A 15,414-nucleotide genomic window follows, 5' to 3' on the forward strand; every position below is an offset into this window, starting at 1 on the left:
CTCGTTATGACCTTCAATTTCCGTCAGCGAGGCGTGTCCCGGCGATATGAGGACGCATTCGCTTCACGCCATGTGTAAAGAGACGATCGATGTCTCGGTCGAGGTCGTCACTATTGGCGATAAAAAGCAGCAGGTAGGTCAGGGCCTCTTGGTCGTCTCGTAACGTCTCAATCAGGTGCAGCACGGAAGCGACGGTCGTGAAGGGACGGGTCCGGCCGACAAAGATTTTGGGGAAGACGTTCGCTTCTGGACCGAGTTCGCTCGCGGCGAGCAATTCTTCATATAACTTCTCACCCGGACGAATGCCGGTGACTTCAATGTCGATCTGTTCGGTCGTAAAACCGCTCAACTCGATCATTTTCTTCGCCAAGTCGATGATTTTGACCGGCTCGCCCATGTCGAGCACGAAAATCTCTCCCCCTCTGGACAAGACGCTCGCTTGGATGACAAGCCGGCTCGCTTCCGGGATGGTCATGAAGTAGCGGGTCATCTCAGGATCGGTGACGGTGACCGGTCCGCCCCGGAGAATCTGTTCTTTAAAGAGCGGTACAACCGAGCCGCGACTGCCTAAGACATTTCCGAAGCGTACGACTGCGAAGATCGTCTCGCTCGTTCGGGCTTTCTCTTGGACGACCATCTCGGCGATTCGTTTTGTCGAGCCCATCACGTTCGTCGGATTGACCGCCTTGTCGGTCGAGACCATGATAAAGCGGCTCACGTTATGCCGGGCCGCGACATCGACCATATGTTTTGTCCCGTAAATATTGTTTTTGACGGCTTCGAGCGGATTGTCTTCCATGAGTGGCACATGTTTGTGAGCGGCGGCATGATAGACGATGTCCGGCTGGTACGTACGGAACACATCTTCGAGCCGAGCTTCGTCTTGCACATCCCCGATGACCGGGTGCAGGATCGTCTCCGTACCGAGCCCACGCAACTCTCGCTCGATCAAGTAAATACTGTTCTCCCCATGACCGAGGAGAATCATTTCTGCCGGGGCGAATTTGATCAATTGGCGACACAACTCCGAGCCGATTGATCCACCGGCGCCAGTGACGAGCACAGTCGCGCCTTCGACATGGCGAGATATTCCAGATATGTCCAATTGAACCGGCTCACGTCCTAGCAAATCCTCGATTTTCACTTCGCGAATCTCGTTGATGGAGACTTTTCCGGTCGCCAGTTCCGAAATCATCGGCAAGGCGTGGGATTCGGCTCCTGTCTTCTCGATTCGTTTCAGCAAGGCGAGACGCCGTGTATAAGCCAAGCTTGGAATGGCCAAAATAACCACTTCGATACCATGTTCTTGAATGATGCGTTCCAAATCGTTCGTCATCCCGAGGACCGGGACACCGTGGACGTAGAGTGCCTGCAGTTGCGGGTTGTCGTCGAGCAGACCGACGACGCAGAGGACGGTCGTCCGATGTTCTTTCAACTCACGGACAATCAACTGTCCGGAATCCCCGGCTCCGATGATGAGTGCTTTTCGTCCCGGATGGTTCGAATGGGGTTTGAACACGTCAAACACATGGTTGCGGGCTAAGAAGCGGGTGAACAAGATGAGGTTGAATGCGAGCAACCCTTGTACGGCGATGATCATCCCAAGGCCAGCCCCGAAGTGGAACTGGTTGTAGGCGTACAACACCAAGTCACTGCTCAGTAAGGCGATGGCGACTTGTTTCATCTCATGGACCGAAGCGTAACGCCAGTCGATGCGATGAATCTTCAAGACGCTCCCGACGAGACTGAAGCTGACGATTTTAATGGCGACCATCATCAACATCTCGCTCGATTCGAGTGCCGCGTACGACGTGATCGTGGAGAACATCAGTTCAAACGTCGCGTACAATACAAACGAGACGATCAAGATGTCGAGACATAAAAAGAGCAAATTGCGTTGATTCTTCCGATAGACGTTCACGAGTGTTGCCATGGTAGTTCGCACCTCCAAGAGTCTGAGTTGTTCGTTCGTGGTGTAGGTTGGAATGCGCAAAAGATGCGTCGATGCTAGTAAACTACCCGACTATCCTCAACAAGTTTAAAGATAAAACGAGCTTTTTCTCATTAACGACATAGATGCGAAAAAGGAGTTCACGAAATTATTATCATGATTTCATTCACATAATGAATAATTTTCGGACAAACGGGAAATGGAAATACATATAACCCGAATTGGGTATCGTTTACATTATTTTGAACATAGCTAAAACGCCACATAAGGAGGTAGAAATCGATCGTAAGTATCCTTTTTGACTAGCTCGTTGACTCTTCAACCAATACATGCTGTTCATTCACACCAAGAGACCTTCCGAGACGCTCGCTGCGTCTCCCTCCAAAGGAGAGACACCAAGATGAAAAAATGGACACGCCCTCAAATCGTACAAGCGTTGCAGTTAGCTGCTCAAGAACATGCCGAGCTCGATTCGAAACGGTATAGTGTATGGTCGCAAACCAAAAATGTCCCGTCCCTTTCCACCGTCATCCATCAGTTCGGGTCTTGGCGCGAGGCGCTCGCCGCTGCCCAAATCCAAATGTCGTTCCATTACTACTCGGATGAAGACATCCTCCGCGCGTTGAATCAAGCCGCCGAGGAGTTACCGCTCTTCACGAGCCAAACGTATCGGGAATGGTCGAAAGTGACACGCTCCCCGTCGCTCACGTTGATCAGCAGTCGTTTCGGCTCTTGGTCGAACGCGCTCCGGGAAGCGAAACTTCAGACGACCGCCGCGAAAAACAACGAAGAGCGCATCATCCAAGCCTTGATTGAAGCATCCGAAGAACTCGAACGTCTTACGTCCCAGCACTACGCCATCTGGGCCCAAGAATGCGGTTATCCGACAGTCGCGACGATCGCCCGAAAATATGGATCTTGGAGCTACGCCTTGTTCGTCCTCGACATCGCCCCGCCGAAACGGAAATGGGACGAAGAAGATGTCATCGAAGCCCTCCGCGTCGCGAAACATGAATTGTCACACTTCAGTATTCTGCATTACCGGAAATGGGCCGAAGGACGTAACGTGCCGAGCACGTCGACCATCAACGCCCTCTTCGGCAGTTGGACGGCCGCATTAAAATGCATGGAAGAACAGACGATCACCCAATAACAAAAGCCCTGTCTCACGATGAGACAGGGCTTTTGTTCAAGTGACGATCGAAATGAATAGCGGGATGCCGATGAGCAAGTTGAACGGGAACGTGACGGCGAGGGCGAGCGTCAAATAAAACGACGGCTCCGCCTCCGGGACCGATGCTTGGAGCATGGCCGGTGCGGCGATGTACGACCCGCTCGCCGCGAGCGTCATAAGCAGAATCGTTCCCCCATCAGACAGTCCAGCCATTCCGGCAGCGAGAAAACCGATGGCCGCGCCGACGAGCGGAAACGTCATCCCGACGACTAAAAACTTCATCCCGTACGACGGTAGCGTCTTCAGCTGATGACCGACCTTTACGCCGAGGCTGAGCAAGAACAACAGCAACACGCCTGGGAACAAATCGACAAAAAACGGGGTTAATGCCGACGTATCCGGGGTGACCAGCCCGACGATGAGACCAGCCAAAAGCAGCAAGATGCTTTTCGAGAGCAGACTGTCACGAATGACGGTGAGCGATTGGGTCGGTGCCGCCGTGATGCCGAGGACGCGGCTTTGATTGTATAACAACAGTGCGACGACGAGACCCGGAATTTCGAGGACGACGACGAGTGTTGTCATGAACGGCTCATAACTGATGCCGAGACGTTCGAGCTGCGCCGTCGCGGCGACATACGTCACGAGCGAGACCGAACCGAACGTCGCGGCCATGGCAATGCGCTCCGGAAACGTGAACTTCAAGAACGCTCCAAGGCCGAACGCGACGAGCGGAAGTACGAGACCAAGCACGAGCGTGACGGCGAGCGGGAACGCCAACTCGTCCATCGATACCGAGGCGAGCCCCATCCCTCCTTTCAATCCGATGGCAAGCAGTAAGTATAGGTTGAGCGTGATGCTGAGTGACTCAGGAATCTTCAAATTCGATTTGCCGAGAGCGGCAATCACACCTGTCACGAATAGGAGCACCGGGGCACTCGTCAATAAAAACATCAATTGTTCCATCTTTTCCTCCTGGACGACAAAAGCGCACACCAAAGAAGGGTGTGCGCTGCATGCCGACGGCTCGAACACGTTCGCTCCGTCTAGCCGACAACTGTCGGGTATTTAGTTCGTCAGCTCCGGGACAGGACGACGGGAATGTCGCACGGACACTTCCCAATCCTGAACCGTCTCTGCTTCTAGTGTAAAAATGTCGTCACGGCTTGTCAATCCCGCCATCCCATGGTGCATCAAGTCGAAAGACGATGAGGCGTTCCCCTGTCTTCGTGCTGATATCCGTGTGAAGCGAGACGAGACGCCGACCGAGCAAGTCATGTAAAATCGCCTCGAGTTGGGCCCGTCCTGATTCGACGAGGTTATTGCGATATTTCTTCAATTGCTCACGACCGGCCGATTTGGCGGCCAGTTCGTACTCGGCCGGGGTCAAGACGCCCTGAAGCGTCACGATGGCCAAGTCGCGGAGCAGGTCTGCTTTACACGTCAATGAGCCGCGCCCGAGATACTCTTTCTCCCATTGGGTGATCCGAGCACTCAGTTCCATTTCGAGCTGACCTTTTTTCGGCATCGTTACTTCACGAATCCGATCATCATCTCGCGAAGAATCTTCGCGGCGGCGATGGCCGTCATGTCCGATTGGTCATATGCTGGTGACACTTCGACGAGATCGGCACCGATGATGTCGATGTCGGCGTTCGCGATGGCGTGCACTGCTTCAAGCAATTCTTTCGTCGTGATGCCACCGATTTCTTGCGTACCCGTTCCCGGTGCAGCCGATGGGTCGAGGACGTCGATGTCGATCGTGACGTACACTTTCTTCCCGGCGAGCGTCGGTAACACGCGTTTGAGCGGTTCAATCACTTCATATTTATACATGTTATAGCCGACTTCTTTGACCCAGTCGAACTCTTCTTTCATCCCAGAACGAATTCCGAACGAGTAGCAGTTCGACGGTCCGATGAGTTCGGCCGCTTTTTTGAGCGGTGTCGAGTGCGACAATGGCTCACCTTCATAGTCGTCACGGAGGTCCGTGTGCGCATCGAGGTGCAAGATGACGAAGTCATCCCCATACGCATCATGCATCGCCTTGATGACCGGCCATGTGACGAGGTGTTCTCCCCCCATACCGAGTGGGAACTTGCCTTCTTTGATGATGTCTTTGACGAACGACTCGATCATGTCGAGTGACTTCTGGGCGTTTCCGAACGGGAGCGGGATATCGCCGGCGTCATAGACAGCTGCTTCCGTCAAATCACCATCAAGATAAGGGCTATATTCTTCGAGTCCGATCGAGACTTCACGGATTCGGTTCGGACCGAAGCGTGAGCCTGGACGGAAACTGACCGTCCAGTCCATCGGCATACCGTAAAGGACCGTCTTCGCGTCCGTCACTTCCGGCAAGCTCGCGATAAACACTTTGCCTGAGTAGGCTTCATCGAAACGTTTAATCATTTCGTCAAGTCCTCCACAAATTTAGGAAGGACGAAGGCCGCATTGTGAAGTTTCGGCGTGTAGTACTTCGTCTCGATGTCATGGAAACGCTCCGGAGCCACTGCTTCCGGGTCATACTGCTTCGAACCGATCGTGAACGTCCACATGCCGCTCGGATACGTCGGTACGTTGGCCGTGTAGAGCTTCGTGATTGGGAAAATCTCTTTCACGTCACGTTGAACCGTTTGGATGAGCTCCGGCGTGAACCATGGGTTGTCCGTCTGCGCGACGAAAATGCCATCGTCTTTGAGCGCTCTCGAGATGCCGGCGTAGAATCCTTTTGTGAACAAGTTGGCCGCTGGGCCGACCGGTTCTGTCGAGTCGACCATGATGACGTCATACTCGTTCTCTGATTCGGCGATATGCATGAAGCCGTCACCGACGATGACTTCAACACGCGGGTTGTCGAGTTCGCCTGCGATATTTGGTAAGTATTTCTTCGAATATTCAATGACTTTCCCGTCGATGTCGACGAGAACTGCTTTTTCGACTGATGGGTGTTTCATAATCTCACGGATGACGCCACCGTCTCCGCCACCGACAACGAGCACATGCTTCGGATTCGGGTGTGTGAAGAGTGGGACGTGAGCCACCATCTCGTGATAGACGAATTCGTCCTTATCCGTCGTCATGACCATTCCGTCAAGCAACAACATTGTTCCGAACTCGTCCGTTTCGACCATTTCTAGTCGTTGAAACTCCGTTTGTTCGCTCTCATAAACGTGGTTTACACGGAACGTGATTCCGTAATCTTCTGTTTGGTGCTCCGTAAACCATAATTTTAATTTTTGGTCCATCGATAGAACCCCTTTCTGTTCAAAAAGTTGTTCGTATGCGAGTGGCGTTTTGAGGCGCTTCTTATTCATACGATAGGAAGTATACAAAAACTGTACCCGTTTTGCACGATTTTTTTATTTATTTATCTCGATGTGTGAGTTTTAGGTGAGTTTTGTCCGATAAATTGATTAGAGAGTATTTCGATTATTTGAAAGGAGGGATCCTATGTGGTCTCCTTGTACCGCCTGCTCCACGACCATCCCATTTTTTGAACGGGGCCTCGTCGTCGTCAATGACAAGCCCCACCCGTACGACTCGTTTGACGAATTGACGGAACGCCTCGCCGCTGTCGAGGAAGACGTGTACTGTGTCGACCCGGCCACAAAACGCCAGACCGCCGTCGTCTCGGCGAGCGACCTGCTTGAACAAATCGCCAACCGCGACACGATCGAATTGATTCAACACGGTGACTTCGAGAGCCACTTGCAACCGATCATCCATCTCGACACCGGAGAACGATTCGGCTACGAGGCTCTTCTCAGAAGCCAGAACAACGTCTCACCGGGCGAACTGTTCCGGGCCGCGAACCGATTCGGGCTTCACTCGAAGCTAGATCAACGCGCTCGCGCCGAAGCGATCAAAGCGACGTATCACGCCGTCGAGCCGCACGAGAAGACGTTCATCAACTTCTTGCCCTCGACGATTTATAACCCAGACTACTGTCTCCAACACACGTTCGAGATTATCGACCGGTACGGACTCAGTCCCGATCGTTTCATCTTCGAGGTCGTTGAGACGGAGAAAGTCCAAGATGTCGCCCATTTGCAACATGTGTTCTCTACATATAAGAAGCGTGGTATGAAAGTCGCCCTTGATGATGTCGGCGCTGGCTTCTCGACGCTCGATATGTTGAAGCGACTTGAGCCCGACTATGTCAAAATCGACCGGTCGTACATCTCCTTCTGCGACCAAGACGCCGAGAAACGAGCGTTCTTGAAAAACGTACGTCAATTGACACGCTCAATGGGCATCACCATCCTCGCCGAGGGAATCGAACGCTCCGAAGAAGTCGACGTCTGTCGCGAACTCGGGTTCGACCTCGCCCAAGGCTATTACTTCGGTAAACCGTCTCCTTATGCGCTTTGACGCAATGAAGGCCTAGAGCACCCGCTCTAGGCCGTTTTTTAATCCTCGTCTTCCTCTTCGTCCATGTCTTCTTGCATCTCTGTATCTTCGTTGTTCATCGGTTCTTCCTCTGCTCCCCCACAAGCCCCGAGGATGATGCCCGTCGCCAACAGCGACGCGGCCAATGCACCTTTCTTTTTCATCATGAACACCCCTTTTCACGTTGTGTCGTACAGTACGGTTAATTCCCTCGCGCTTCATGCTGAAACGTTTTTTAGGTTAAGAACGTGTAAACGGTGGAATGAATCTAGTGATGACAACTGAACAGAAAGAAGGTGTACTTGTTGAAACAACGCGTCTGGCAACTCCTCATCATGATTGTACTCGGCATCTTCCTTCTTGGTTTGCTTTACTCGATCGATGGGCTCATCCCGTTCCTAGTTGGGGCCGCAATTCTCATTCCGCTCATCGTCGGCTGGCATATCTTATTTGACCATGTCCAACCGCAGGCCAAGCTCGCCTGGCTGCTCGCCGTCTTGTTCATTCCGTTCCTCGGTGCCCTCGCCTGGGTACTGTTCGGCCGAACACCTCGACGACACCGACGCATCAAACGGACCTCGACCGAGATTCGGATGTTCCGGCAAGCAATCGAGGCCGAACGGATCGAGACGGCAAACGACGTGTCGGATCGCTTTCCTCTCACGCGCACACTCGAGAAGCTCGGCGCGACCGGTGCGGATGGTCACACGTCGACGAAACTGCTCGTCAACGGCGAGGAAAAATTCGATGCGGTGATTAAAGATATCGAGCAAGCGACCCATCATATCCACGTCCAGTATTATCTATTCCGGACCGATGAAATCTCGCTCAAGATTCGTGACGCTCTCATTAAACGATCCAACGAGAATGTCACCGTCCGTTTTTTGTATGACGGCCTCGGCAGTCAAGAGATTAGCGAAGCGTTTCTCGAACCGCTCCGCGAGTCCCGCGTCCACGTCGAAGCGTTCGACCCGGTCATCCACCCGCTCCTCGTCTTTAACGCCAACTTCCGCAACCATCAAAAGTTGATCGTCATCGATGGGCGAATCGCTTACACCGGCGGACTGAACGTCGGGGATGAATATCTCGGGAAATATAAAAAGCTTGGATTTTGGCGTGATACCCATCTGCGCCTCGAAGGACCGCTCGTCCGGGAACTTCAGCGTTTGTTCGTCGAGAATTGGCTGTATGCCGGTCATGAAGACGATACAGAACGCTGGGACTTGTTCGCCGACAGCAAACATTTGCCAGAATACTTCATCGACGACCCGCAACCGGATAACGGGGCGACCCAGCTACTCGTCACGTCTCCTGGAAAAGATGTCACGATCCGAGACGGGCTCATTACGCTTTTGATGGAGGCGAAGGAGTCGATTTGGATCACGACGCCATATTTGATTCCGCCTCCCGAATTGCTCGCGCTGTTAGAAGTCGCCGGCCGGCGTGGCATCGATGTGCGAATCGTCGTCCCCGGAAAAGGAGACGAATGGTTCAGCTTCCATGCGACCGAATATTATTTCGAACAACTGCTCAAACGGAACATTCGGATTTATAAATACAATCGCCATTTCATCCATGCAAAAACCGTCCTCATCGATGGCAAGATTGCGCTCGTCGGGACGGCTAACTTTGATTTTAGGAGCATGTATTTGAACCACGAGATGACAATCGCCCAGTATGAGACGTCGTCCATCCAACAGCTGCAAGAAGCGTTCTTGAAAGACTTTGATGAGTCGATTCTCATCGACTGGTCAATGCTTCGCAAGAAATCGAGCGGCAAACGTTTCATCGAAGCGTTCTGTCATATCTTCTCGCCACTCCTTTGAGACAAACGCCAAACCGCATACAGGACGATGAGCAACGCGATGAGACCGAGTTGCCAGCCCGCGGCCACGTGTAAGACCGCCGCGACCGCGAGCGCCTCGATCAACAATGCCGGCACTTTCCCAATCGTGCTCGCTACGGCGAAGGACGGGAGCGACATTCGGCTGAACGCGGCCGACAGCGTGACGAGTCCGGACGGTACGAACGGCATCAGCCTCAGCCCGAGGACAAGAAACCATGCCTCAACGCCATCTGCTTCGCGGAGCCGTTTCAAACGCTCCCCATCCGGTGACGTGAACCGGTGGAGCGCTTTGCGATAAAGAATAAAACTGAGCACAGCACCCACGGCCTCGCCGACGATAGAGACGGCGACACCCGGTCCAAATCCTAGCAGTTGCACGTTCAGTGCCGTCAAAAATGCGCTCGGTAATATACCGGCGACGGCGATGAGTGTATTCAATATAAGGCTGATGACAATGAACAACGGGAGCGGTAACACTTCCCATTCCATACAATTCCCTCACTTCAAGTGAAAAGGCTGGCCCGTCAATGACGGGTCAGCCTTCTGTTTATTTTGCTTCGACTTCATCCCACGCGTCTTCGTCGACAGGTGGAAGGTGTTTCTCTTCAAGTTTCGAGACAACGACCGCGCATGTCGCGTCGCCGGTAATGTTGACCGACGTCCGGAGCATGTCGAGAATACGGTCGACACCGATGATCAAGGCGATCCCTTCGACCGGTAAGTTGACCGACTGCAAGACGAGCGCGAGCATGATGAGCCCGACACCAGGTACACCCGCCGTCCCGATTGAGGCGAGTACCGCTGTGATGACGACCGTCACGAGTTCGGTCATCGTCAAATCAGCCGCGAATACTTGGGCGATGAAAATCGTCGCGACCCCTTGCATGATCGCCGTCCCGTCCATGTTCACCGTCGCGCCGAGCGGCTGAACGAATGAGGAAATGGAACGCGGCACGCCGAGTTTCTTCTGGGCGAGTTCCATCGATACAGGGAGCGTCGCGTTCGAAGACGACGTCGAAAACGCGAGCGTGATCGCTTCGTAGAAGTTTTTAAAGAAGAAGACCGGACTCATCTTCCCGAGCAGGACGAGCGCCCCGCCGTAGACGAGTACCGAGTGTAAAAATAGCGTCAAGACGACCGCGAACATATACCACGCCATCGCTTTGACAGCATCGAAACCGATCCCTCCGATGGCCGAGGCGATCAAAGCGAACGCGCCGTATGGGGCGAGCTTCATGACCAAGTGAATCAAGTGCATCATGATGCGGTCGCCTTGTTTGACGAAACGGCGCCACGTTTTGGCCCGTTCGCCGAGAGCGATCATCGCAAATCCGATGAGAGCCGCAAAGACGATGATTTGAAGCATGTTGCCTTCAGCGAGCGCTTGAATCGGGTTCGTCGGAATCATGTTGACGAATGTCTGCACGATGTTTGATGACTCTTCAGCCGCACCCGATTCGAATTCAAGGTTTGCCGTTTGGAAGTCACCACGTTCTCCCGGTTTGATGACCGAAGCGACACCCATCGCCAAGATGATGGCGAGCGCTGTCGTCGTCAAGAAGAAGAGGAGCGCCTTCGATCCGACCCGACCGAGCTCTTTCGGGTCCCCGAGACCCATGACGCCGAGAATGATCGAGAAGAAGACGATCGGAACGACCAGCATTTTAATCAAGTTCAAAAATACAGTACCGACTGGGGAAAGGATATACGTATTGACGATGTCATATACGTTACCGGACAGACCGGCGAGCCCTAGCCCGACAAGGACCCCTAAGGCGAGACCAATTAAAATTTTCTTCGTTTCACTCATCGTGTCACCCTTTCTTTTTTGCACAGTGCGTTTAGTATAGCATAATGCTGAATATTCATACAATTACGGTGAAATCACAACATCATAACAAGTTCATGTTCCCATCTTCACTTGAACGAAAACAAAAAAGATTGGAGACCAAAACGGTCCAATCTTTTCACTCGGCATCGAGACGCGCAAGTTCGGTTTGAAGTTCGGTCGATTGCTCCCAAATCTCAGGACGATGTTCTTTCAGAAACGCGGCTAGCACGTTGCGTGACGGAGCGTCCATCATATCGATGAGAATACGGCCTTTGAGCGATTTGTCCATCTGGTTGACGTGGTACGGCAACAGCTTGTATCCGCGCCGTGCCTCGAGGTCGACCGACATGTCACAGGCCGCGACACCGCCATAATAGAACCCTTCCGGCTTTCGACCGACCGTGACCCAGACGATCCAGTACGGTTTGCCGTTCGGCACCGCTTCCGGATCCGTCAAAAACTTGATGCGTTTCTCGATCGCCGATTTGGCATGCATGGCCCCCATATCGATGACCGCGGTCCCCGCCTCGACATCGATGATGACGGGAGACATATTGTTCAAACTGAGCGAACCGACCCCAAAACCACCGTGGCCATCGGTCGAATCGTCAGCGACGATGTTAAAATTAATCTCTTTCATAGACTTCCCTCCCTCTCTACTGTACACAAAGACGAGGGAATGTGGCAATCCGGAACGTCAGCACCATTCAATCCGAAACGTCGTACCCGGTCCGATGGCACGGATGAGCGGCCGGTCTGCCTCAACGACCCGGCCGAGAACGTTGACTCGTGCATCAGGCGGAAGATTCCGTTTCGTCACTTGCATCTCGCCGGCATAGCGCCCGTAATCCGCATTATCGACCGTGATCGTCCCAAGCGGACGCGGTCTCGCATCCATCGGTTCAAGCAAGCGGTCCCCAGGTCGGCCGTAAGCCCGAGACTCGACCGAACGGACGACGTCACGCGCCGGGTCCATCCGGTTCGTCTGGACGCGATAGAAGGCGGCCTCAATCGTCGTCTCCGCTTCGGCCCGGAGGACGAGCATCCCGTCGGCGTTTGAAGCGAACTGTTCAATCGTCTCGTCAGCAAGTCCCGGATCACCGATTAAAATGCGATCGACCGAATCGGCGAGGTCCAAGTAACAAGCAAACGTCGAAAACGTTCGATGGTCTTCGAGCGTCGGCAACCGTTCAAACAGCGGTCCGCGGAGTGACCCATCTCCCGGGATGAACGCTTGAACGCTCAATCCTTGGCGTTTCAACCAATCGTTCTTGTCGTCGAACCAGTTTCGATCAAGCCCCGTCTCTGGGTGCGGATAGAAGTTGTGCCATGCCTCGACGTTGTCCGTCACGAGACCGTGCCGCCTCATCTCCGCGAGCTCACTTTCTGTGAGCGTGCTCGCGTTCAAGGCGACCGTCATCCGCGTCGACAAGTCGGCGACTTGTTTTGGGGTCACGCCGTAATCGACGCGCAGTCCGGTCACACCCCACTCGACGAGCGTGTGGGCATCATCCCACGTTTTGCCGAACGCGGCAAGCGACGTTGGCGCAATATCGGCGAACAGCTCCATGTCGAGTTCACGTGCGAGTGTGCCGAGCTGTCGCAATCGTTCCGTATAAACGGATGGGTCGTCCTCTGGAATATGTAGGGACGTGAACATCGACGTAAAGCCAATCTCACGCATGCGTCCGACCCATGCCTTGAAGTTTGACGTGAGCGGTTCGCTCAAATATACCGATAATCCTTTCATCAGAAAACCTCCTCATTAAATGAAAAGGCGACTCCAAAGAGCCGCCTCGGTTGTTAAATTCCGTCCGCCATCTCTTCTTTGAATCCGAAGAAATATGTGAAGACGAAGCCTGCCGTGTACGAAATGACAAGACCTGCGATGTACGTCAAGTACATGCCGTTGTCGATGAGCGGTGTGAGCGAGAGACCCGAGACCCCAATCCCGAGTGCTGCCGTCTTCATCGTCGCTTGGAATGCGCCTCCGACCGCTGCTCCCATACAAGCCGTCAAGAACGGACGACCGAGCGGAAGCGTGACCCCGTAGAGGAGCGGCTCACCGATGCCAAGGAATCCGACCGGGATCGCCCCTTTGATGATGTTACGGAGGCGTTGGTTGCGCGTCTTCACAAAGATGGCAAGTGCTGCCCCGACTTGTCCGGCCCCGGCCATCGCCAAGATCGGCAAGAGTGCCGTGTTACCGACCGTGTTGAGCAACTCCAAGTGAATCGGTGTGAGTCCGTGGTGCAATCCGACCATGACGAGCGGCAAGAAGAATCCAGCAAGAACAGCTCCTGCGACCGGTCCACCGACTTCGAGCACGGCGTTAAGACCTTGCATGATACCGTCCGATAAGACGCCTGCGACCGGCATGATCGCATAGAGCGCCGTGAAACCGACGACGAGCACCGTGAGAAGCGGTGTGAAGATGATATCAACCGCTGTCGGCATGAAGCGACGGACATGTTTCTCGATGTACGTCATGAGCCAAGCGGCAAAGATGACCCCGAACAGTCCACCCCGCCCAACGACGAGCGGTTCCCCATAAATGGTGATGTCCGCGAGCACCGGGTTGAAGAGAATCCCCCCGGCGATGGCACCGAGTACCGGCGTCCCGCCGAACTCTTTTGCCGTATTCCAACCGACGAGAATGGCGAGATAGGCGAATACCGTACTACCGAGCAATAAGAGGATTTGCATCCACGTTTCCGTCGGGTCAACCCCGGCGTTCTTCGCGAAGTTGGCTCCTCCGTTAATGATACCTGAAGCGACAAGTCCTGGAATGAGCGGAATGAAAATATTCCCTAAGCGACGTAAGAAGCGCTTGAACGGCGACTTCTGTTTGTCTTTCACTTTTTGTCGTTCGATGGCGGCCCGTTCGTCCGGCGTCAAGTTCGCGTCGACCGATTCTTCTCCGATGGCGAGCCCCGTCTCGCGGCTGAGATGGTCCGCCACGCGGTTGACCGTCCCCGGGCCAACGACGATTTGCAACGTCTCATCATCGATGACACCCATGACACCATCGATTTGTTTCAAGGCGGCAAGATCCGCTTTCGTCGGATCCTTGAGCGCCAAACGCACACGTGTCATACAGTGAGCGAGTTGACGAATGTTGTCTTTTCCCCCGACATGCTCGAGTATCGCATGCGCAAGAACCTCTTCTTTCTTCATCTCGATTCCCCCTTATAATGCGTCACGGACGAATCCGTTCGCACGCTCTAATCGCTCGACTGCCTCCGCATGCGGGACATCGGCTAAAATCATGACGATCGCCGTCTTGACGTGCCCACCGGATGAATCAAAATAACGCGCGGCCGTCTGTTCATCGACCCCTGTCGCTTCCGCAATCATCCGTTTGGCCCGCACTTCCAACTTCTCGTTCGTCGGCTGCACGTCGACCATCAGGTTTTGATACACTTTCCCTACCCCAATCATCGATGCCGTCGAAATCATGTTGAGGACGAGTTTTTGCGCCGTCCCTGCTTTCAAACGGGTCGAACCGGTCAACACTTCCGGTCCCGTCTCGACCTCGATTTTATACTCGGCATGATCGCTGATTTTTGATCCTTTGTTACATGATAACGCAGCTGTCGTCGCCCCGACTTCACGGGCGTAATCGAGCCCGCCGATGACGTACGGTGTCCGGCCGCTCGCGGCGATTCCGACGACCGTGTCCTTCTCGCTCAAGTGAAGCGCTTTCAAATCATTGACTGCCAAATCCTTGCTGTCTTCTGCTCCCTCGACGGCTTTGATGAGCGCACGCTCGCCTCCGGCGATGAGTCCGACGACCATGTCCGGTGATACGCCGAACGTCGGCACACATTCTGCCGCATCCAAGATACCGAGCCGTCCGCTCGTCCCTGCGCCGATATAAATCAAACGCCCGCCTTGTTTGAAGGATTCGATGGCACGCTTCGTCACTTCGGCAATGACCGATAGCTCTTCTTTAATGACGTAGGGGACCGACTGATCTTCCTCGTTCATCACCGCGAGGAACTCCTCGACCGCCATCTCGTCCAAGTGCATCGTTCGTTCATTCCGTCTTTCAGTAGCCAGTTTGTCTAACATCGCCACCATCCTTTCTTCTCTCTGATTTCATTGTACTAACTTGAAATTAAAAGTCAAATTAATTTAAAAAAATAAGGAAGTAAAATTTCATAAAAGAAATGAGGATGCCTCCCAGTCCATAGAAAAAGCCCAGCCCATATCGGACC

At 53.7% G+C, this 15,414-nt stretch carries 15 protein-coding genes; 3 read left to right on the forward strand and 12 right to left on the reverse strand.

All coding sequences use genetic code 11. The features are described 5' to 3' along the window. Nucleotides 1–13 precede the first annotated feature (13 nt). Nucleotides 14–1,933: a polysaccharide biosynthesis protein gene (locus KNP06_RS04910; protein WP_214788000.1), complete on the reverse strand. Its 1,920-nt coding sequence runs from the start codon at nt 1,931–1,933 to the stop codon at nt 14–16. 418 nt (nt 1,934–2,351) lie between these two features. On the opposite strand from KNP06_RS04910, the gene KNP06_RS04915 reads away from it, so the two are divergent. Next, on the forward strand, nt 2,352–3,104 hold the full coding sequence (locus tag KNP06_RS04915) for a homing endonuclease associated repeat-containing protein (protein WP_214708392.1): 753 nt from the start codon (nt 2,352–2,354) through the stop codon (nt 3,102–3,104). Nucleotides 3,105–3,140: 36 nt separating this feature from the next. Here the strand turns inward: KNP06_RS04915 and KNP06_RS04920 are convergent, their stop codons facing one another. From KNP06_RS04920 to speE, 4 genes are all read right to left on the reverse strand, one after another. Continuing rightward, complete coding sequence (locus KNP06_RS04920) at nt 3,141–4,091, reverse strand: sodium-dependent bicarbonate transport family permease (protein WP_214711079.1); 951 nt, start codon at nt 4,089–4,091, stop codon at nt 3,141–3,143. Between the two features lie 193 nt (nt 4,092–4,284). Next, nucleotides 4,285–4,653, reverse strand: coding sequence for a Na-translocating system protein MpsC family protein (locus tag KNP06_RS04925; RefSeq protein ID WP_214708388.1), 369 nt, complete (start codon nt 4,651–4,653; stop codon nt 4,285–4,287). 2 nt (nt 4,654–4,655) lie between these two features. Further along, entirely contained in the window at nt 4,656–5,537 is an 882-nt protein-coding gene (speB, locus tag KNP06_RS04930; protein ID WP_034779331.1) for an agmatinase, read from the reverse strand. Next, nucleotides 5,534–6,373 (reverse strand): polyamine aminopropyltransferase, encoded by an 840-nt coding sequence (gene speE / locus KNP06_RS04935; RefSeq protein ID WP_114165210.1) that lies wholly within the window; start codon nt 6,371–6,373, stop codon nt 5,534–5,536. Before speE ends, speB begins: the two co-directional genes overlap by 4 nt. Before the next feature lie 205 nt (nt 6,374–6,578). On the opposite strand from speE, the gene KNP06_RS04940 reads away from it, so the two are divergent. Further along, nucleotides 6,579–7,499 (forward strand): EAL domain-containing protein, encoded by a 921-nt coding sequence (locus KNP06_RS04940; protein WP_214711078.1) that lies wholly within the window; start codon nt 6,579–6,581, stop codon nt 7,497–7,499. Between the two features lie 38 nt (nt 7,500–7,537). On the opposite strand, the gene KNP06_RS04945 is transcribed toward KNP06_RS04940, so the two are convergent. Further along, nucleotides 7,538–7,681, reverse strand: coding sequence for a hypothetical protein (locus tag KNP06_RS04945; RefSeq protein ID WP_161787553.1), 144 nt, complete (start codon nt 7,679–7,681; stop codon nt 7,538–7,540). 132 nt (nt 7,682–7,813) lie between these two features. Between KNP06_RS04945 and cls the strand changes: the two genes are divergently transcribed. Beyond that, the gene (cls, locus tag KNP06_RS04950) at nt 7,814–9,343 is read left to right on the forward strand and encodes a cardiolipin synthase (RefSeq protein WP_214711077.1); all 1,530 of its coding nucleotides are present in this window, start codon (nt 7,814–7,816) and stop codon (nt 9,341–9,343) included. Here cls and KNP06_RS04955 read toward each other — a convergent pair. The 6 genes from KNP06_RS04955 to murQ all read right to left on the reverse strand — a co-directional run bounded on the left by KNP06_RS04955 (nt 9,319) and on the right by murQ (nt 15,277). Continuing rightward, on the reverse strand, nt 9,319–9,852 hold the full coding sequence (locus KNP06_RS04955; protein WP_214708382.1) for a TVP38/TMEM64 family protein: 534 nt from the start codon (nt 9,850–9,852) through the stop codon (nt 9,319–9,321). The genes cls and KNP06_RS04955 overlap by 25 nt on opposite strands. A 58-nt stretch (nt 9,853–9,910) precedes the next feature. Further along, the gene (locus KNP06_RS04960; protein ID WP_138858736.1) at nt 9,911–11,173 is read right to left on the reverse strand and encodes a dicarboxylate/amino acid:cation symporter; all 1,263 of its coding nucleotides are present in this window, start codon (nt 11,171–11,173) and stop codon (nt 9,911–9,913) included. Nucleotides 11,174–11,330: 157 nt separating this feature from the next. Next, nucleotides 11,331–11,834, reverse strand: a complete 504-nt coding sequence (locus tag KNP06_RS04965; protein ID WP_034779343.1) for a YwhD family protein — start codon at nt 11,832–11,834, stop codon at nt 11,331–11,333. A 57-nt stretch (nt 11,835–11,891) separates the two neighbouring features. Then, a complete protein-coding gene (locus KNP06_RS04970) occupies nt 11,892–12,944 on the reverse strand; it encodes a DUF871 domain-containing protein (RefSeq protein ID WP_214711076.1) in 1,053 nt (350 codons plus the stop codon). 53 nt (nt 12,945–12,997) lie between these two features. Further along, complete coding sequence (locus tag KNP06_RS04975; protein WP_034779348.1) at nt 12,998–14,371, reverse strand: PTS transporter subunit EIIC; 1,374 nt, start codon at nt 14,369–14,371, stop codon at nt 12,998–13,000. Nucleotides 14,372–14,383: 12 nt separating this feature from the next. After that, entirely contained in the window at nt 14,384–15,277 is an 894-nt protein-coding gene (gene murQ / locus KNP06_RS04980) for an N-acetylmuramic acid 6-phosphate etherase (RefSeq protein WP_214711075.1), read from the reverse strand. Between the last annotated feature and the right edge of the window lie 137 nt (nt 15,278–15,414).

The sequence above is a fragment of the Exiguobacterium sp. s21 genome, assembly GCF_018617975.1.
In the GTDB taxonomy this organism is placed as follows: domain Bacteria; phylum Bacillota; class Bacilli; order Exiguobacteriales; family Exiguobacteriaceae; genus Exiguobacterium; species Exiguobacterium mexicanum_A.